This is a genomic window from Cohnella sp. GbtcB17 (genome assembly GCF_019091135.1).
Lineage (GTDB): Bacteria > Bacillota > Bacilli > Paenibacillales > Paenibacillaceae > Cohnella.
The window spans coordinates 109545-129915 of record NZ_JAGXJW010000013.1; the positions used below are offsets into that span (position 1 = coordinate 109545).

Consider the following 20371-nt stretch of genomic DNA (forward strand, 5'->3'; position numbering starts at 1 on the left):
GCGCGCATCAGCCTACGTCTACGCGGTCGATGTTGCGGAAGCTCATGAAGGTGCCGAGGATTCCGAGCAGGCCGAGCGACACGGGGACGGCGACGACACTGCTCAGATTGAAGCCTCCGTTATTGGAGCACACGATGATGACGATCAGAATGGAGGAGACGACTGTCGTCGCCACCGACTTTTTGCGCAGGCCGATGACGAGAGGCAGCAGGCAGGTGCCGGCTGCGCCGAACGCTTGCATCAGCACGAAGATGCCGTGCTCGTACAGAATTTGGGCCGTCAGCGGATCGGACATGTGGCCGAGGCGAGCGTTGATCGCAATGAGAAGGCCGCCGACAACCGCGTTCGCCAGGAGGACATTCGCGAAGGTCCAGCCGAATACCATCGACAGCTTGGCCAGTATGATTTTCTTGCGGCTCACGGGATAGGCGAACAGCAGCGAGATCGTCTTGTCCTTGAACTCATTAACGACCAGCTTGGCCAGAAGTACCGCGGCATACACGATGAAGGTCGCGCGCACGATCGTATCGATGCCGCGCAGCATCTCCTCATAGTTCCGGAAGGCCGGCTCCTCGGATGCCGTGCCTTCGGTCAAGTACAGTGTCGCCATGAAGGCGGCGATGAGCGCGTAGGCGATCAACGCCCCCCATACGTAGGCCGAGAAGCGCCCCTTCTTAAGCTCCAGCTTGATGAGATGCAGCATGGCCCTCGCCTCCCTTGATCATGTTGAAAAAATACTCCTCCAGCGTATGGTGGCGGCGGTTGATCGAGTGGATCGGCACTTCGTTCACGATGAGCGCCTTTGACAATTGCTCCGGGGTCAGCATCGAATCGTAGATTCGGATGGTTCGCTCGCCCACCTGCTTGAAATTGGCGATGCCCAGCCGTTCGGACAAGACGAAGGCTGCATGGACCGAGTCGGTCGTGACGATCTCTACGTAGGCTGCCGTCGATTCGCGAACGTCATCCATGGATACCTCGCGGATCAGCCGGCCGCCTTGGATAACCCCGATCGTATCGGCGACCTGCTCGATCTCCGAGAGCAGATGGCTGGAGATCAACAGCGCGACGCCCCATTCGTCCCGCAGCCTGCGGAACAGATTGCGCATGACCTGGATGCCCTCGGGATCCAAGCCGTTGATCGGTTCGTCCAGCAGGAGCAGCTCCGGCCGGGTGGAGATCGCCCGCGCGATGCCGAGCCGCTGCATCATGCCCAGCGAGAACTGCCTGACGGGCTTGCCCTCCACGCCCAGAAGCTGCACCAGGTCCAGCGCCTCCCGAATCGACCGCTTGTTGTAGTAGCCCATGTATTCAGCATGAAGCTCCAGGTTCTGCTCGGCGGTCAGCTTCTCGTAGAAGACCGGCGTCTCGATCATATGGCCGATTCGCTTGAGATGCTCGATCGAACCGTCGTGCAGGCGCTCGCCGAACAGCTCGATCTCGCCGCCCGTCGGCCTGACCAGCCCCAGCAGCATCTTCATCACCGTCGATTTGCCGGTACCGTTAGGCCCGAGGAATCCGTAGATCTCGCCTCTTTTGACGCTCATATTGACGCCCGACACCGTATCCGCAGCTCCATAGCTCTTGCCCAGCAGCCGCGTCCGGATAATATCCGTCATGATTGTTCACTCCCCGTCTGTATTCCGTCTGTTCTTAGATTAACAGGGGACTCTCTCATTTTCCGGTCTTAAACCTTACTTGTTTCTTAAGTTTGCGAAGCATGCGGCGGCTTGTATTCGGACGCAGGCAAGATTAACGAGAAGGAGGTGCGGACGTTCGGCAAGCTATCCAGCTCGATGCGGCCGCCCAAGCGCTCGGCCAGCCGCTTTGCGATGGCGAGGCCCAGCCCGCTCCCTTGCATGTGGCGGTTGCGAGAGTCCTCCATCGTATACATTCGGTCGAATACCCGGGGCTGATCGATGCCGGCGATGCCGCGTCCGCGGTCCTCCACCTCGATCCGGACGCAGCCCTCGCCCTGCGAGAGCGACAGTCCAAGGTAGCGCCCGGCCGCACCGTACCGGACGGCGTTGGATAGGAGATTGTCGAGGATTCGTGACAGGGCTTCTGCGTTCGCGTATACCCATACCGGCTCCTCGGGCAGGCGAATGTCGACTTGGTAGTCCTGCTCGGCGAGCAGGTCGAAGTAATCGAGCACCCGGCGGCGGCATACCTCGCAGGCGTCCACGACGGCGAGCGGAATGTCGTAATCGTCGGCTTCGAGCCGGGACAGGTCAAAGAAAGCGTTGATCAGCTCATGCACCTCGGCCGTCTTCTTGTGTACTTGGCCGAGCATTCTCCGCAGCTCGTCCTCGGCGAGGCCTTCTTGCCGGGACAGCATCTCGGCATAGCCCATGATCACGGTGAGCGGCGTCTTCAGATCGTGGGAAACGTTCGAGAGCATCAGGCGCATGGCACGCTCGGTACGCTTGTGGCCGGCGGCCGATTGCATCGCGCGGTCGAGCAGCGCATTGATGCCGCGCAGCAGCTCCCGCAGCTCGGGATCGCGGGTCATGACGAGCAGGCGCTGCCGGGTCAGGGGCTGGGCGGGGTCGGCGAATTCGCCCAGCTTCGCGTTGATATAAGCAAGGGCTGCGCGGTCCGAACGCTGCTTCATGCGTTCGCGGACATACAGCGCGAGGAGGACGGCGGCCGTGATCAGGCAGAGCCATCCGAGCGCGGCCATTTACAGTTCCCCCAGACGGTAGCCGATGCCCCAGAGGGTGCGGATATAGCGGGGGGCGGACGGATCGTCCTCGATCTTCTCCCGCAGGCGCCTCATGTGGACGTTGATGACATTGTCGTCCTGGCAATATTCCTCGTCCCAGACGAGCCGATAGAGCATCGCCTTCGTATAGACCCGCGTCGGATGCTGGATGAACAGTCTCAGGATCTGGAATTCCTTGGCCGTCAGCTTGATCTCCTGGCCCCGCTTGGACAGCTGAAAGTTGTCCGGGTCCATTACGAGATCGCCGGCGGACAGCAGCGCAGGCGCCTCATCGGGCTCGGGCTCCGTATGGGAATATTGCGTCGCTCTACGGATCGACGCCTCGACGCGCGCCGCCAGCTCGATCAGCGAGAACGGCTTGGCGATATAATCGTCGGCGCCGAACCGCAGGCCCAGCGCCTTGTCGACCTCGCCGTCCTTGGCCGACAGGATCAGAATAGGCACCCGGCTGCGCTCCCGGAGCAGCCGCAGCACCTCCAGGCCGTTCAGTTTGGGCAGCATGAGATCCAGCAGGACAAGGTCGTAGCGCTCGGAGCGGAATCGCTCGAGCGCCAGCTCGCCGTCATGCGCGACGGTCGACGTATAGCCCTCCTTGGCCAGATAGTCCGCCACCATCGCGCCGATCGCCGGATCGTCTTCAATGATCAGCAGGTTGCCCTCCACGGCGATTCCTCCCTCTATTTTAATGCTTCGCAAGACTTCCATTTTTAGAAAAGAGCGGACTCATTATAACATAGAATAGAGGGGCTGCCCGGGGAACGCCATCCTGCGCGGCGACGGGGAGCCGGACGGTGCAGGGTTAGAAAGGAAGGCTGCGGAGATAATAAGGCTGCGCCAGGGTAAAAAAGCGAACCGCCCGACGAGTCCGCTTTTTTACCCTCAAGAGGCTACTTAAATACATTGGGTTACCCGCCGCGGTTCTTTAATATAAGCATCGTAGCGCAAAATCACAAACGAATCGGGGGCAACATACATGCTCAAAAAGATTGCGGGCGTATCCGTCAGCGCAGTGATGATGGCCGGTCTGCTGGCCGCATGCGGCGGCAACGGCGACAACAACAATGCAGCATCCGGCGGGTCGGCATCGGCAAGCGCTTCGGCAGGCTCGTCGGCGAGCGCCTCGGCGGGCACATCGGACAAGCCGGTCACCATCAACATGTTCACGGCTTCGCCGGAGTACACGGACGCTTTTAACGCGTATATCGCCGAATACAAGAAGGTCAAGCCGAACGTCACGATCAACCTCGAGATCATGCAGGCCGACTACAACACGGTGCTGAAGTCCCGCATCGCTTCCGGCAATACGCCGGACGTGTCCCAGACGACGGCGGGCGGAGACATCGACACCTTTGCCGAGTACAGCGCCGACCTGACCAACGAACCGCTGGCGGCAGCCATGACCGACGCCGTTCGCAGCAACATGACGTCCAGCGACGGCAAGGTGCTGGGCTTGCCGGTCAAGGGCAACCTGTTTACGCTCATCTACAACAAAAAGCTGTTCGAGGAAGCGGGCATCACCGAGGTGCCGAAGACGACTGCACAGCTCGACGTCGCGATCGCCAAGCTCGAAGCCAAGGGAATCACGCCGTTCGCCAATGCCTACAAGGAATGGTGGACGTGGAAGCACGTGTTCCAGCACTTCGTAGACGCGGCTGCACTGGATGCGGGCACGGATGCCAAGACGCTGGTCGCCGACTTCATCGCCGGCAAGACGACGTTCAAGGATCATCCGGTGCTGGCCGACAACTTCTTCAAGTTCGTCGATACGACGATCGCGCACGGTACCGACAAGCCGCTTGAGCGCGACAGCAACGCCGAAGTCGGCGACTTCGCCGCCGGCAAGGCTGCGATCATGACCGGCAAGGGCGCATGGGACGAAGAAGCGATCGAGAAGATCGCACCGGACATCCAGATCGGCATTATGGGTTATCCGGTCAGCGACAAGCCGGAGCAATCGGTCATCATCACGGGTGCCGACCAGGCGCTGCGCATCAACAAGGATTCCAAGGTCGCTCGCGAGACGATCGACTTCTTCAACTGGCTTTACACGTCCGACTACGGCAAGAGCTGGTTCTCCAACGTAGCGAAGGTCATCCCGCCGATCAAGGATGCCCCGCTGCCGGATCTGCAAATGCCGAAGGCGATGGACGAGATCCTCAAGACGGAGAAATCCGGCGATCTGTCCGTCAACTACTCGCTCGATACATTCCATCAGAAGTTCGGCGAGATCATGCAGGCGTATGTGGGCAAGAGCAAGACGAAGGACCAGGCAATCACCGAGATTCAGCAAGCTTGGACCCAGCTGGGCTCCGCTCAATAATCGTTTTGGCGCCGCACGGACGGCATCCGACAGAAGCAGAACCCAGCCCTCCGGGGACTGGGTTCTGCTCGTTTATGAACACCTGAGGGAGTGTGCCAAAAATGAACAAGACGATCGATATTGCCGAAAGCGGCCTTCATCTGCATATAGACGTGACGGAACAAGGGGACGCGCGGCTGATGCATTTCGGACCCGGGCCGTACCGCCCGGGGACGGTGTCGGACAAGCAAGCCCCCGGCTTCCGCCTGCTGGAGCTGCAGCTGACCGGCGAGGACCGCGCCGAGCACCACGGCCGAACGCACCGCGCGACCTATCCGGGCCTGCGCATGCAGTACCGGTCGCATAGCGACGCGCGCGTCGGGCCGGGCCGCAAGCTCGAAGTGACGCTGGTCGACCCGGAGACGGGGCTCGAAGCCGTGTCACATTTTCAGTTTTACGATGGCATCGCGGTGGTCCGCTGCTGGACGACGCTTCGTAACGGCGGCTCCGTGCCGCTGGGCGTCGAGTATGTATCTACGTTTGCTCTGACGGGGCTCGACAAAGAAGGCGCGCTCAACCGCGACGACAAGATGTCCGTCTCCATCCCGCATAGCGGCTGGCAAAGCGAGCTGCAGTGGCGGACGTACTCGCTGCCCGAGCTTGGCCTCTCGCATATGACCGACCGCAGCTCGAAGCGCATTACTTGCAGCAACACGGGCTCCTGGGCGGCCGCCGAACATATCCCGATGGCCGTGCTGGACAACTTCGAGACGAATACGCAGCTGTTCTGGCAGATCGAGCACAACGGGTCCTGGCACTGGGAGATCATCGACCAGTTCGATTATTTGACGCTGCTCGTGAGCGGGCCGACCGAGCACGACAACCATTGGTGGCTTGAGCTCGCGCCCGGAGAGTCGTTCGTCTCGATTCCTGCGGCGGTCGGCGCCACGCGTGGCGGCTTCGACGCGGCGATCGGCGAGCTGACCCGTTACCGGCGCGCGATTCGCCGGCCGAACGAAGACAACCGACTGCTGCGCGTCATTTTTAACGACTACATGAACTGCCTTTGGGGCCAGCCGACGACCGAGAAGCTGCTCCCGCTCATCGACGCGGCCGCCGACATCGGCAGCGAGTACTTCTGCATCGACGCGGGCTGGTACGCGGACGGCGACTGGTGGGACGGGGTCGGCGAGTGGCTGCCTTCCAAGGCGCGGTTCCCCGAGGGCATCAAGTACGTGCTCGACTACATCCGCGGCAAAGGGATGATTCCCGGCCTCTGGCTGGAGCTCGAGGTTATGGGCATCAACAGCCCTAAGCTGGCTGACACCGACGACGGATGGTTTTTTATGCGTCACGGCAAGCGGGTCAAGGATCGCTCGCGCTACCAGCTCGACTACCGCAATCCCGCCGTCGTCGCTCACGCGGACGAAGTCATCCGTCGTCTCGTCGAAGACTACGGCGTCGGTTACATCAAGATGGACTACAACATCAACGCGGGCATCGGCACCGAGACGGACGCGGACAGCTTCGGCGACGGCCTGCTTCAGCACAACCGTGCGTATCTCGCCTGGCTGGACGGCGTCTTCGCGCGATATCCGGACCTGGTCATCGAAAACTGCTCCAGCGGCGGCATGCGCATGGATTACGCCATGCTGAGCAGGCATAGCATCCAGTCCACCAGCGATCAGGAGAACTACGTGAAGTACGCGGCCATCGCCGCGGCTTCGCCGTCCGCGCTGACGCCGGAGCAGTCGGCGATCTGGTCGTATCCGCTTCGCGAGGGCGACGACGAGGAAGTCGTGTTCAACATGGTCAACGCGCTGCTGCTGCGCGTCCACCAGAGCGGCCACGTCGCCGAGCTGAGCCCGCGCCGCCGCGCGCTCGTCAAGGAGGCGCTCGACTACTACAAGACGATGCGCGCAGATATCGCCGCGGGCCTGCCGTTCTGGCCGCTCGGCCTGCCGACGCAGCAGGACGATTGGATCTGCTTCGGCATCCGCGCGGAAGGCCGCGCCTATGTCGCGGTCTGGCGCCTCGGCGGCGAGGCGGCCGAGATCGCGCTGCCGCTGCCGTGGCTGGCGGCGGAGGCTGGCGGAGGCGCGGGCGCTGCTGCCACAATGCAAGTGCAAGCGCGCATCGCCTACCCGGCCGCGCATGAGGGCAGCGCCGTCCGCTGGGACGCCGAAGCCGGCGCGCTGCGCGTGAAGCTGCCGCGGGAGCGGACGGCAAGGCTGGTGGAGCTGCGCCTCTAGCAAACAAGAATATGGAATTAAAGGGCAGTTCCGAGTGATTCCCGTTCCACGGGTCATTTGGAATTGCTTATTTTTATAGAATACTTTGTAGATTATCTTAATTATTCGACTCCGTTCGACAAATGCTGTGGAGTTGCCGTGATATGATTCAAAAGTGCTATATTAGGCTGATTTTGGGGGACCAAAAATGATTAAACGAGGTTGGACAAGCTTTCTCGCAATTGTACTGTGCTTGGCAGTTGCTTTTCCTGCGCATGCCGAACAGATCGAATCAGTGGACACTTCGATTGAAAAAGCGCCTACTCCCCAAGCTCTACCGCTGCCGGACCGAATAGATGGTCCAGCGAGCGTCGCATCGTCTAACTACTCCGTCACTTCTTCTACTTATTCCCTTACGACTTCGAGTCAGTCCGTACAAGTACAAAGCAGCGACGGCTTGCCTTTGAACGGATGGGGCACCGCATTTGTAAATAATCAGTTTTTCTCGATCCAAAACGGAGTGATTAATATTACTTCGTCCAATTGGAGTCCGTCGGCTCAACTTAAGGTTGTTGTAATGATGCAAGTTCACGATGCAGAGAAATTAGATATCTATCTAGACTCCGCGATAATCACTGGCAGCCAGCTTTCTGGCATGACCGTCTGGAAGATAAGCGATGACGCTGTCCGGTCGCCGCTTGCCGGTTCTCCTGCTGCCAGTTGGATCGACCTGAACTATCAGGTTTTTTATGAGGGACATGGTTTTGGGTTTCGTCCGACTAACGAAACAACTGCTATTATAACGAAACCTGGTTCTCTCGACCTGTCCGTTACTGGCAGATCAGGACAAGTTGGATACTTAGTGAATAAGACCGTACAAGTTTCGGGAGACGTTAATATTGCTCTCACTTCTGAAGATATCGCACAGACGATCAAACTTACCGTACCGGCGGACAATGAACAAGTTTCCGTTTATGGCTCGAAGGCAAGCGGTTATTTCGAAAGAGTAAGTTCTCTTCAGGTATCAAAAGGCACCTATGAGGTAAGCTTGCAAACTGTTAGTACAGAAGGCATCACTTATAGTTGGTCAACAGATTATTTGGACTTACAGTCGGACCGCGTCTTTCAGTTGGCTTTATCCTCTCTCAGAAGTCAACAGCTTTTTATATCAGACAGCAGAATCTATGCTACCCTGACTATACCAAGTGGTGACTTCAGGCTCAATGGAGTCTTCAAGCTGAACGGTACGGGCACGAATTTGATTAAATATAGCTTCAAAATTACGAATAGTAAGAATCAAATCGTATACGAAGGCACACCGCCTCATGACCCTGCTGAAAATCTAATCAGCAGCAATTTTAGTCAGAAACTTAAATCTGGAATCTACAAAGTCGAGTTTTTCGCCACATACCCCGGGCTTGCTCAGCCGCTTACGGAGTCGAATACGTATCGCGTGGAAAATGTGGACGACTATGCAGACAAGGGACTTTATGTTACTGCTGAAAACGAAAAAGGCATGCCTCTTACCGAAGGCACCGCAACGTTGTACAGAACACAGCCTCCTTATGTCGACAAGGCTAATGAAGGAATTAAAGCCAACAAAACCTACAAGGTCGACAGCTGGAGACTTGAAGACGGTTCGGTGATCATTCCTTATAGCGATCTCATGAAGGGTCTCGACTACGAGCTTGTTGTCTCTGGAAATACGTCTGCCGGCACAGCCGGTGTGTTGTATACGGTCAACGTTACGCGTGACGATCAGCGCTTGCGTCTTACTGCGGCAGGGTTGAAGCATGTCAAATTGCATGCGAGCCAAGCCCAGAGCGGCGATCCCTTGCTTGTGGGGCTGCTTGATGAGCAAGGCGCGGAATCGAGTTATCCGTGGTCCATTCCTTTTATCGACCAAACTGCAGAGGCATGGATTCAATCGTCGCATACGGTGGACTTTTTTACGAAGCTCATCGACGGAGACAACGGATACTTCCTGAATAAACAGATCAAGCTGCAAAATGCCGAAAACGAGATAGATCTGAACGGCGATCTTGTAGAAGTTGCACTTCCCTCCGGCTACGTCGGTCAACTGGATATTAATTACAGTTGGTATGAAGACCGATTTGCTGCGCAGCATTATTACGTAACCAAAGGTCTGGATGCCGTCGCATACTTCGATATTGATAAGGAAGGCTACCGATACTCGCTCGCCAAGTATCTCGGTCCCGTCAACGAGAAGCGGACGCTGACTTTCGGATCTTCCTTTACGAACCGAACGCCCGAACAACAGGTATACTGGGCGGGCGCCGTGAATCAGAAGGTGTATACCGACTATTGGGATTCTGAGGATAACCTCCTTACAGGGGTATCTCCGATCGAGACAGCCGATATCGTGGCCGGACTGACGAGCGACAATATCACCTTTAAGTTGAATGACGGGGGCGCCCTTCGAACGATCGCGCTCGAGCCTGCGTCCGAAGGTTACGGGTATACTGCTATTGGATATAATGATGCATCGATTGCAGGCTTTACGTCAGGCGGTTTGGTGGAATATAAGTTGTATAATTCAGCCAACCAGCCGGTTGGAGACCCGATATCCGCAGCGAGGGTGGATAGCTTCTGGCTCGATGCGCCGCTTCCAAAAGGAGCGTACACCCTGCGTCTCATGCGTCAAAACTTCCCCGATAGTATCGTTAAATTAGCGGGTGAAGAGAAGATCTCGGTCGAAGGCGGCAATTATTACGAAGATGCCCTTGAGGTGCCGGTTCAGTACCCGGACGTTTATGGCTTTGATGATTACTCTCAAGGATATGCCGTACTTCAAGAGGCTGGCGGAGCTGAGATTCCATCTACATTAGGGATTATGAATAGAAAATTGTCGATTCCGAAAGATGTGGAGCTGCAAGCGAATAAAACCTATGTACTTCACATGATCTTATCGAATTACGAATCTTATTTTAGAAACAATGTGATCTATTACCATCAGTTAAAGATTACAGGTGCAGAACTGCTCCAAAAGAAGCAGATCGCTTTTCCGGCCCAACCCAAGAAGCTTGAACTGCAATTTAATGATTTGCCTACGTATCTGCGCAATGCGAACGCGACCGTAACCTTTTCTACCGCCGATGGGAAAAATACGTTTAACATTCCTTACCGCAGGTCGGGAGGGTACGGAACGAGCATGTCGCTATCGACGCTTATTACTGCCCAAACCGATTTCAAGGTAAACCTGTATGGCGTTAATGGCGGCTCTATCGGTTACGACTTAAGAAAATCCGTGCATGTCAATCCGGATGGCAAATGGACTGCCGCAAACGACCCGACATATGAGCTTCAATTGGAGCAGGGACAACCGTTTTATGGCGTCCAGGCTTTTTCGAAAGGCTCATTTGTATATAGGATGAGTTACGATAATGTCTTTTCGGTCCTTGATAAAGTTTATGTTCCTGCCGGACGTCAAGACTTTCAAATCTCAACGCCGGTTTTCAGTAAGGACGAAAGGGCTTGGTACTTGGACTGGAGAACGCAGAGTGAAGTGTCGATCGACAGCAAAAAAACACTCTCCTTTACGGGGAAGGTAGAAGACTCTAAGTCGTCGATGACGGTGGCTCAGATCTCAAGCGCTGGCAATTCGATCCTTAGTGTTAGACCGGAGCTGGTCAGCGGGGAATTGGTGCTAAGGAACGCAGCGGTAACATGGGGAAGCTACCTTTATTATGCGCCGGGCATCATAACCATCCGGGATAGCAGCAATAAAAAAGTATACGCAGGCGTCGCTTATGGCGCCGATTATGACCTCACCCTGGCTACGAAGCTCGATCCCGGCGACTATACCTTAACTTATCAAATGCCGACGGGACCGGGGATGTCGACCGTGTTGAACAAGAGCTTCACTGTAACTAGCACAGCTAACGGTGGCGGAGGCGGTGGAGGATCCGGCGGTGGTGGAGGCAGCGGAGGACCCGGCGGTGGTGGAGGCGGCAGTGGTGGTGCTAATGTTCCTGAAGACACCGAGTCGTCAAAGACCGTAACATTCAAGGCTGAAGATATTCCGGCAGCCGTCAACGGTGTCGTCACGCTGCAGATCAAGGAAAGCCACACGGTGACGGTGCCCGCAAACATTTTAAGCGGCGAAGGCGCCAAAAACGCATTGGAGTTCGTGGGCAGCCACGGTAAAATATCTATCCCGCCGGCTGTGCTTCAACAGTTGGTCGCACTTATAGGAAAAGATGCACTGACAGACGCGAAAGTCTCACTATCGATCGTACCTATTAGCGCAAGCGAGGCGTTGGCAGGAGTTAAGACACCAGCTGGCGCAAGTGCGAAGGCTGCAGGCTCTGTCTTTGACTTCAAACTGTCGATCCAGGCTAAGGATGGTCAAGCGAACGTGCTGTCGTCCTTCGCGGAGCCGATTACGCTTACCTTCGAGGCCAATGCGGACGCTGTAGAAAGCTTATCAAACGTATTCTACATCGCAGAAGACGGCAGCCTGACGTTTGTACCTGGCAAATGGGTCAATGGTTCGCTTGTTGCCAAGGTTACTCACTTCAGCAAATACGGCGTACTTGAAATCAAAAAAGACTTCACGGACGTTAGTTCCTCGAGTTGGGCATATGCCGCGATTCGGGAGTTGGCTGCGAAGCTGATCGTTGGCGGCACGACCGCCGATACGTTCGAGCCGAATCGGACGGTAACTCGCGCCGAGTTTACTTCGATGCTCGCCCACGCACTCGCCTTGAAGATGGACACGACATCTGCCTTCAAGGACGTGCCGGGCACGGCCTGGTACGCATCTGCTGTAGCTGCCGCCTATGAGAGCGGGCTCGTGAAGGGCAACAGCGCGGATACGTTCGCGCCGGGCCGCTCGATTACGCGCGAAGAGATGGCTGTTATCATGGCTAACGCGCTCAAGTATGTAGATCCTTCCTCTACCTCGGCGCAGGCGCCGGCGTTCAAGGATGCGGCCAAGATCAGCAGTTGGGCGAAGGAAGCCGTAAGTCTCGCATCGGCCAATGGCCTGATCAAGGGCGACGGCACTGGCGGATTTAACCCAAAAGGAAAGGCCACTAGAGCCGAAGCCGCGCAAATGCTTGTCAATTTGCTGAATCGTACTTCACAATAAGGAAGCGAGGGGGACCCGAGCGATCGGGTCCCTTCCGTTATTCTCGATCAGAAACGGATGAAACTGCGATGTCTAAGCCGACAAACGCCCTAGCTATCGATTCGGGCACGATTATATTGTTTTTATTTTTATGTACGGGCTCTTTTGCCCATGGATTTATGTTCGAATCCGAGCTCACCGGAGCGGCGTTCGTCGTTCTGCTTGGTTTCCTCGTGTTCCTGCTGCGGAGGAAGTTGAGGGGCGATATCGTCCTGTATCTGCTGCTGGCGCTGACAGTGCTATATGCGGTGAGCGTCGGATATAGCGCAGATCGGTACGAGTCGCTGTTGAGTTTGTTAAAATTCTCGCTGCTTGCGCCTCTCTACATATTCGCTCGCTCTGCCTCGAGGACCGCTATATCGCGTATTTGGGAAGCTTGGACATGGCTTCTAGCTCTATCCGTGCCGATCTCGATCGCGGCCGATAGATTTGTGGACGGAAGACTCGCGGGCTTTATCGATTATGCGAACGGCTATGCCATCCTCCTGCTAGTCGGCCTTTTGATCGCATACGGTTTAGCGGCCTCGGGGCTCCCCGCTAGCAGAAGAAGTCTGCTGCAAATTCCGATCTTTCTTAGCGCGGCAGGGGCATATCTAACGGAATCCCGTACCGTATTGGTCCTGCTTCTTGCCTCCTTTGTCATCCTGTACGTCCTTGCGGGCCGCTTACATCGATTGCTGTGGGTACGCTCCTGCTCAAGCGTAGCGCTCGGACTCATTGCCGGAGCAGTGTACGGCTGGTTGCCATGGCTTGTATTCGCTGTCGTCGCGATTTTTACGATTTTATACTGGTTACTGGATTTGGCAGCATCTAAGAAGGCTGTACGGATATCTGTGCTCACGGTATCGCCTTTCCTGGCTATCGGGGCCATTTGGTTCGGTTCCGGCACGGCCGATCGGTGGAGCACGATCGCTTCCCGCACGGGAGAAGGGGCTACCCGGCTCGTTTATTACCGGGATGCCTGGACGATGATCATGGACTCGCCGCTCTGGGGATTTGGCGCGGGCGCTTGGACTTACATGCAATACCATTACCAGTCGGCAGCTTACTTCTCCGCGTTCATTCATAGCCAACCATTGCAGGTGATGACAGAAACCGGAGGATTAGGTCTGGTGCTCTTCATAGCGGCATGTGCTTCTCTAATCGGACGCTGCCTGAACTCAGCCAGGCGCAAAGAGCGGGCCGATGCCCAGTTTGACTTGATTCGAGTAATAGCCTGTTGTATGCTGCTGGCGCATAGCTTAGTGGATTTCACATTGTCTTTTCCCTACTTGTTAGGATTGCTGTTCATTATCGGCACAGTACCGGCTCAAGCTTCGGCTATGGAGACAAACGAGACAAAAACATTTTCAGCCGCGTCCATCTCCACCAAGTCCATTGCAGCACTTGCGGCGGCGTGCATGCTGACGGTCGCGACGATGCTTTTCATTTCGGACCGACTACAGCAGTCGGCCGTGCGAGCTGTCGCGGAGCAAAGAAAGGCGGATGCAGTTAACTTGCTCGATAGAAGCGCTAGGATGGCTATTTTTGCGGACCGCATTCACGATCGGAAAGCCAGACTTTACCTGAGCGAATTTGAGAGCGGAGGCGATGGCCGATATCTCGAAGTCGCCCGAGCAGAGAACGAAAGGGCACTCGCACTCCACCCCGAGCAAATTTGGTATGAAAAATTAAAGAGCGACATCCTCTGGGAGCAGGGAGATCGACAACAATCAAACGAGATCCTTGGGGAACTGGTAGTCAACAATCGGTTTATGGCTCGCTGGCGCGAGGAGTTAAAGGCCAGAGAAGCTGATTAACGGGTCGCATCAGCGGGTAGGCTACACTTTCAAAATTGCATCGCCGTCCCCCTTTGCGGGCGACGGCCTTTTCGTATCCTGACTCCTTTCTCTTTAGGCTCGCGAACATACATCGCGCGACAAGCGGAATACAATAAGGAATATCTCCCGTCTCGATTGATTCGGCCTGCGGGAAGCGCGGGGGAAGCGGGACCATGCGGGAAGCATAGGATTATTTTTTAGTGAAAGCGCACCCAAGCCAAAGGAGTAAAAACGATTGGAAGGAGGCGGCCCACGATGAGTACGCGATTGTTGTCCGAGTCGATCGTCCGGCAGCGGTTTCCTCATTTAAGATACGTGAGGATCCATACGAGCGGCAAGCAGACGGCGACGATCTACGCCTGGGACGACCAGCTCGAGCTGCGCGAGGAAGACCGGGCGAATCTGCTGAAGTTCGCCTCCGCCTACCTGACGCCGTTCGTCTGCTTCAAAGTCAAGCCGTACGGGCTGACGAGAGAGGAGCATGTGCCTGCCGCGCCGGAGGTGCCGGACGAAGTGAGGGAAGCCGCGATGAACCGCGGTTCGGACCTGCACGACATCATCGATGTCGTGGACCGCATGCTGGCCGGCGGACGCATCACGTTCGAGCGCTACGATCGGGCGAACGCCGTCGTTTATCTGACGATCCGCTCGACAATGCCGATCTCGCCGATCGAGCGGGAACTGATCGGTTTGTATCTTTACGAGCTGCTGCCGCTCGGGACGCAGTCGAGTATTCAGTATATGTAGGAGTGTCATGGGCTCGTGTTTCGAGCTGCGTGGCGCGGGCTATCTCCAAGGTCTCTCTATGGCCTGGGAGATGGCCCTTTTCGTTTCAACCATCCGCCAACGTGCCAACTATCGATCTACGTGCATACATCGAGCACCGCCCCCTCGCGAACGTGCCAACTATCGACCTCCGTGCACACATCAAGCGCCGCCCCCTCGCGAACGCGCCAACTATCAATCTACGTGCACACATCGAGCACCGAACCCCTCACGAACGCGCCAACTATCGACCTACGTGCACACACGTGCATCCTTTGGATAACGCTCCCTTCTACTGCAGCGTTACATGACCTCCTTCTCTAGTACCGTGTTATTGATCTTTTACATATCTTTTACAAATTAAGCTATCATTTAGCGATATCATTTAATATACTTGCAGGGAATGCGAACCGAAGGGAGAGCGAGCATGTTGAACAGGATGGCTGGCTGGAGCAAAAGATCGTCGACGGTGACGGCCGCGGCGGTATTGGTCTCTCAGGTGCTCGGAGGATTCGGCCTGTCGGGAGCGGACAAGGCTGCTGCAGCGCCGTCGGACGCGCCGCTTCACGTGCGCATCATGGAGACGACGGACCTGCATACCAACGTTCGAGGCTTCGATTATTTTAAAAATGCAGAGACGGTAGCGGTGGGACTGGACCGGACCGCGACACTGATCAGGCAGGCGCGCGCCGAGCAGCCGAATGCGCTGTTGTTCGACAACGGCGACTTGATCCAGGGCACGCCGCTCGGCACCTATATGGCTAAAGTGGACAAGCTGTCGAGCCCGGGCAGCATCCATCCGATGTACAAGGCGATGAATCTGCTCGGGTACGACGCAGCGACTTTCGGCAATCATGAATTCAATTATGGTTTGGACTTTCTGGACAAGGCCATCACCGGCGCCAAGGACGGCTCCGGCGATCCGCTGCCGTACGTAAACGCCAATATTTACAAGGATGATGATCAGGACGGCATTGCCGACGACAACGAGACCACCAACAAATACAAGCCTTTCGAGATTCTGACCCGCACGTTCAAGGACGACGAAGGCGTCGACCAGACCGTCAAGATCGGGGTCATCGGCCTCGTGGCGCCGCAGATTATGGATTGGGACAAAGCCAATCTGTTCGGCAAAGTCGTGACGCGGGACATCGCCGAGACCGCCAGACACTTCGTGCCGCTCATGAAGGCGGCAGGCGCGGATATCGTCGTAGCGCTCGCGCACACGGGCTTCGACGCGAACGCAACCGAAGGCGATTTTTCGGAAAACGACGTCAATGCGCTGAGCAAGGTGCCGGGCATCGACGCGATTACGTTTTCCCATACGCATAAAATCTTCCCGACGGCGAGCAACGCTTCGCTGGACGCCCTGTTCAAGGACCCGGCCACGAACCTCCCGTACAATTCGCCGAGCAGCGTCGTGAACAACGTATACGGCCCCGGCGGCGGTACGATCAACGGCGTGTTCGCCGTGCAAGCGGGCTTCGGCGGCGCGAATCTCGGCCTCATCGACCTGAAGCTCGTTAAGGACGCGGGCGGCAAATGGACGGTGGACAAGCAGGGCTCCCGGTCTTCCACGCGTTCGATCTACCACACGGTAGACAAAGTTAATTACGCCGATGTGGACCCTGATGCGAAGGTCGCAGCGGCGGTAGATGCCGAGCATAAAGCGACCATCGCCTATACCGGCCAGGAGCTCGGGCAGACGGACGCGCCGATCAACAGCTACTTCGCGATGGTGCAGGACGATCCGTCGATCCAGATCGTGACGGACGCGCAAAAGTGGTATGCGAAGAAGTCGGTGGCGGGCACGGTGTACGAGAACCTGCCGATCCTGAGCGCAGGCGCGCCGTTCAAGGCGGGACGCAACGGGCCGTCGGAGTACACGGACATCGATACGGGTCCGCTGACGATCCGCAGCGCGAGCGATCTGTATTTGTACGACAATACGCTGAAGGCGGTCGTCATCAAGGGCGCGACGGTCAAGGAATGGCTGGAGATGTCTGCGGGCGCCTTCAATCGGATCTATTCGACGAAGTCGCTGCCTCAGCCGCTGCTGAATCCGTCCTTCGCGGTCTATAACTTTGACGTCATCGACGGCGTCACTTATCAGATCGACGTGACGAAGCCGGCCAAGTACAAGCCGGACGGCACCATCAACGATGCATCTTCCAGTCGGATCGTGAACCTCGAATATAACGGCGAGCCGATCGATCCGGAGCAGGAATTTATCGTCGTCACGAACAATTACCGCGCGAGCGGCGGCGGCAACTTCCCGGGGCTCAAGGGCTCGCCGCTGGCCGTCGATTCCCAGGACGAGAACCGTCAGGTGCTGATGGATTATATCTCGGAAAAGGGCACGGTCAGTCCGAGCGCGGACGGCAACTGGTCGATCGCGCCGATCAAGAGCAAGGTGAACGTCACTTTTACGAGCTCGCCTGCGGCCGTGAAGTACGCGGCGGAGACGAACGGCAAGATTACGGACAGCGGCAAGACGAACGACAAAGACTTTGAGATCTACAATCTGCAGTTGAGCGAGAAGGCGCCGACGCCCACCAAGCCGGTCGAAGTGCATCTGATCGGCATCAACGACCTGCACGGCCAGCTTGACACGACCTCTGTCGTGAGCAACAAGCCGGTGGGCACGGCGGCGACGCTGGCGACGTATATCAAGCAAGCGCGCGCCAAGTACGAGCATAGCCTGCTCGTTCACAACGGCGATTCCGTCGGCGCGACCGCGCCGGTCTCTTCGCTGGAGCGCGACGAGCCGACGCTGGAGTGGATGAACCTGATGCAGTTCGATATCGGCACGCTGGGCAACCACGAGTTCGACCAAGGCGTGGCGGCATTAAAAGCGCAACTGGACGGGGGCACCGATCCCGTAGGCGGCAAGATCGTGCACAAAGGCGTAAACTTCGACTATATCAACGCCAACGTCGTGGACGAAAAGACGGGCGAACCGATCATTGCCCCTTATGTGGTGAAGGAGATCGGCGGGGTCAAGATCGGCTTCATCGGCGTCGTCACGATGGCGACCGTCACCAAGGTGTCGCCCGAGGGGCTGAGGGGCGTCAAGCTGGTCGATCAGGCGCCCGTTGTCAATAAAGCGGTAGACGAGCTGAAAAAACAAGGCATTAAGAGCATCGTCATTCTGGCGCACGATCCCGCGACCACGAATGCGACGACGGGTGTGACGACGGGCGAGGCCGCAGATCTGGCGAACAGTGTCGACGACGAAGTCGACGTTATTATGGCTGGCGACAACCACGCGCTGGCTAACGGTCTCGTAGACGGCAAGCTGATCGTTCAAGCCTACTCTTACGGCACGGCTTTCGAGGACGTCAAGCTCGTCATCGATCCGGCGACGGGCGATATCACGAGCAAGTCGGCGACGGTCACGACGACGTTCCAGGACGGCGTGACGCCGGACGCGGACACCGAGAAGCTGGTGAACAAATATCTCGACAAGCACCCTGAGCTTAAAAATCCGGTCGGCACGACAGACGGATCGATCGTCCGGACCGATGCGTACAATAATGAGGCGCCGCTCGGCAACCTGATCGCCGACGCCATGCGCAGCGCGTTCCCGGGCTCGGACTTCGCGTTCATGAATCCGGGCGGCATCCGCGCGGACCTGCCGAAGGGCGAAGTGAAGTTCGGCGACCTGGCCAAGGTGCAGCCGTTCGGCAACACGCTCGTGAAACTGACGCTGACAGGCGCCCAGATCCGCACGCTGCTCCAGCAGCAGTGGGGCGTCAAGGCGGACGGCACCGCGGATACGAAGACGCTGCAAATCTCGGGTCTGAAGTATTCGGCCAACCTGGCGCTTCCGATCCCGCAGCGCGTCACGAGCTTGACGAAGACGGACGGTACGCCGATCGAGGACAACAAGGAATATACGGCTGTCGTCAACAACTTCATGGCTGCGGGCGGCGACAACTACAAAGTGCTTACGGAAGCGAAGGAGTCGGTCGTCGGACCGAACGATCTGGACATTTTCTACAAGTATATCGTGGATACGTTCAAAGGCGGAGCCATCACGGCAAAGATCGAGGGACGTATTAACAACTCGAACGTACCGCCTGTGACGACGCCAGGCAACCCCGCGCCGACGCCTACGCCGACCCCGACGCCGGGCGCGCCGGTGAAGGTCAGCGTCGAAGCGAAGGACGTGCCAAAGGCCGAGAACGGCGTCGTGACCTTGCCGGTGACGATTCCGGACGGCGCAGCCGACGTGAGCATCTTGCTCCCGCTGAACATCGCGGAGCTGGCGGGCGCGGGCAACCAAGTCAAGCTTGCTTTGAACGGCGTAACCTTGTCGCTTCCGGCCAAAGTGCTGGAGGACGCGGCAAAGCTCGTCACGGGCGATGCGGCGAAGGACGCGACGTTGTCGCTGAATTACAGCCGGTTGACGTCCGATGCGACGAACGCGCTGCTCGCCGGTTCACAGAACGCCAACTTGAGCATCAAGCCTGCGGGTGCGGTTACGAAGCTGGGTCTCTCGGCCGTTGCGAAGGATGGCACAACGGCCGGTACGCTGAGCAGCTTCGTCCAGCCGGTCTCGATCGGAATCCAGGTAGACGGCAGCGCGAACGCGAAGCTGACGAACCTGTACCGGATCGACGGCGGCAAGCCGGTCTATGTGAAGGCGAAGCTGCAGGGCAGCGTACTGACGGCTGAAGTGACGCAGCCCGGCACCTATGCGGCGCTGACGTACGACCGCAGCTTCGCGGACGTGCCTGCGTCCTACTGGGCGAAGGACGTCATCGCCGAACTCGCGGCCAAGCAGCTGATCGACGGCACGGACGCGGCGAACTTCGCGCCGCAGCGGCAGATCACCCGCGCCGAATTCGCCAAGCTGCTGGTACAGGAGTTCGGGCTGCAAACGCGAGGCGCCGGCGCCTCGTTTACGGATGTCGCTTCCGGCAGCTGGTATGCCGAAGTCGTGAGCATCGCATCCGCGAACGGTCTCATCACGGGCAAGGGCGACGGCAGCTTCGCGCCGAACGCGCCGATCACCCGCGAGGAGATGGCGGTCATGCTCGCGCGCATCCCGGCGCTGAAGTCGGGCGGCACGACCGGTACCGCCGGCTTCAAGGACGGCGGCAAGATCAGCGGCTGGGCGCAAGGGGCGGTCGGCCGGATTTTGGACGAAGGTCTGATGCAAGGACGCGGCAACGGCGTCTTCGCACCGCAAGGCTTCACAACGCGCGCCGAAGCGGCGAAGGTCGTTCACGGCCTGCTGGCCACGGCGGAGTCGGGCGGCGGCTTCTGACGCCGGTCCTTCACGGGAACTGAATACAGCTGGACCATCGAGCTCCCGGGCGCTTCGGCCCCGGGGGCTTGGCGTCTTTATGCGAACTATTATAAGCTGTAACG

At 57.6% G+C, this 20371-nt stretch carries 10 protein-coding genes; 6 read left to right on the plus strand and 4 right to left on the minus strand.

Features of this window, described 5'->3' with window-relative positions; all coding sequences use genetic code 11:
- Positions 1 to 7 precede the first annotated feature (7 nt).
- The 4 genes from KVT38_RS09445 to KVT38_RS09460 form a co-directional block, all read right to left on the minus strand.
- The gene (locus tag KVT38_RS09445) at positions 8 to 703 is read right to left on the minus strand and encodes an ABC transporter permease (RefSeq protein ID WP_217593452.1); all 696 of its coding nucleotides are present in this window, start codon (positions 701 to 703) and stop codon (positions 8 to 10) included.
- On the minus strand, positions 675 to 1619 hold the full coding sequence (locus KVT38_RS09450) for an ABC transporter ATP-binding protein (RefSeq protein WP_217593453.1): 945 nt from the start codon (positions 1617 to 1619) through the stop codon (positions 675 to 677). Before KVT38_RS09450 ends, KVT38_RS09445 begins: the two co-directional genes overlap by 29 nt.
- A gap of 86 nt (positions 1620 to 1705) precedes the next feature.
- Complete coding sequence (locus tag KVT38_RS09455) at positions 1706 to 2683, minus strand: sensor histidine kinase (RefSeq protein ID WP_217593454.1); 978 nt, start codon at positions 2681 to 2683, stop codon at positions 1706 to 1708.
- Positions 2684 to 3430, minus strand: coding sequence for a response regulator transcription factor (locus tag KVT38_RS09460; RefSeq protein WP_306795307.1), 747 nt, complete (start codon positions 3428 to 3430; stop codon positions 2684 to 2686). It abuts the gene before it with no gap.
- A 268-nt stretch (positions 3431 to 3698) separates the two neighbouring features.
- On the opposite strand from KVT38_RS09460, the gene KVT38_RS09465 reads away from it, so the two are divergent.
- The 6 genes from KVT38_RS09465 (at position 3699) to KVT38_RS09490 (ending at position 20267) form a co-directional block, all read left to right on the plus strand.
- Complete coding sequence (locus KVT38_RS09465) at positions 3699 to 5045, plus strand: extracellular solute-binding protein (protein ID WP_217593455.1); 1347 nt, start codon at positions 3699 to 3701, stop codon at positions 5043 to 5045.
- A gap of 101 nt (positions 5046 to 5146) precedes the next feature.
- Entirely contained in the window at positions 5147 to 7276 is a 2130-nt protein-coding gene (locus KVT38_RS09470) for an alpha-galactosidase (protein WP_217593456.1), read from the plus strand.
- Between the two features lie 187 nt (positions 7277 to 7463).
- A complete protein-coding gene (locus KVT38_RS09475) occupies positions 7464 to 12368 on the plus strand; it encodes an S-layer homology domain-containing protein (protein WP_217593457.1) in 4905 nt (1634 codons plus the stop codon).
- A gap of 68 nt (positions 12369 to 12436) precedes the next feature.
- Positions 12437 to 14206 carry an O-antigen ligase family protein gene (locus KVT38_RS09480; protein WP_217593458.1) on the plus strand — a complete coding sequence of 590 codons (1770 nt, stop codon included), beginning with the start codon at positions 12437 to 12439 and terminating at the stop codon, positions 14204 to 14206.
- A gap of 276 nt (positions 14207 to 14482) precedes the next feature.
- The gene (locus KVT38_RS09485) at positions 14483 to 14974 is read left to right on the plus strand and encodes a hypothetical protein (RefSeq protein WP_217593459.1); all 492 of its coding nucleotides are present in this window, start codon (positions 14483 to 14485) and stop codon (positions 14972 to 14974) included.
- A 445-nt stretch (positions 14975 to 15419) separates the two neighbouring features.
- Complete coding sequence (locus tag KVT38_RS09490) at positions 15420 to 20267, plus strand: bifunctional 2',3'-cyclic-nucleotide 2'-phosphodiesterase/3'-nucleotidase (protein ID WP_217593460.1); 4848 nt, start codon at positions 15420 to 15422, stop codon at positions 20265 to 20267.
- Positions 20268 to 20371: the final 104 nt, after the last annotated feature.

Excerpts from the sequence above, each read along its gene's own strand:
- KVT38_RS09490 (WP_217593460.1), top strand. The coding sequence starts at position 15,420 with ATGTTGAACAGGATGGCTGGCTGGAGCAAAAGATCGTCGACGGTGACG.
- KVT38_RS09470 (WP_217593456.1), top strand. The coding sequence starts at position 5,147 with ATGAACAAGACGATCGATATTGCCGAAAGCGGCCTTCATCTGCATATA.
- KVT38_RS09455 (WP_217593454.1), bottom strand. The coding sequence starts at position 2,683 with ATGGCCGCGCTCGGATGGCTCTGCCTGATCACGGCCGCCGTCCTCCTC.
- KVT38_RS09460 (WP_306795307.1), bottom strand. The coding sequence starts at position 3,430 with ATGGAAGTCTTGCGAAGCATTAAAATAGAGGGAGGAATCGCCGTGGAG.
- KVT38_RS09475 (WP_217593457.1), top strand. The coding sequence starts at position 7,464 with ATGATTAAACGAGGTTGGACAAGCTTTCTCGCAATTGTACTGTGCTTG.
- KVT38_RS09450 (WP_217593453.1), bottom strand. The coding sequence starts at position 1,619 with ATGACGGATATTATCCGGACGCGGCTGCTGGGCAAGAGCTATGGAGCT.
- KVT38_RS09480 (WP_217593458.1), top strand. The coding sequence starts at position 12,437 with ATGTCTAAGCCGACAAACGCCCTAGCTATCGATTCGGGCACGATTATA.
- KVT38_RS09445 (WP_217593452.1), bottom strand. The coding sequence starts at position 703 with ATGCTGCATCTCATCAAGCTGGAGCTTAAGAAGGGGCGCTTCTCGGCC.
- KVT38_RS09465 (WP_217593455.1), top strand. The coding sequence starts at position 3,699 with ATGCTCAAAAAGATTGCGGGCGTATCCGTCAGCGCAGTGATGATGGCC.
- KVT38_RS09485 (WP_217593459.1), top strand. The coding sequence starts at position 14,483 with ATGAGTACGCGATTGTTGTCCGAGTCGATCGTCCGGCAGCGGTTTCCT.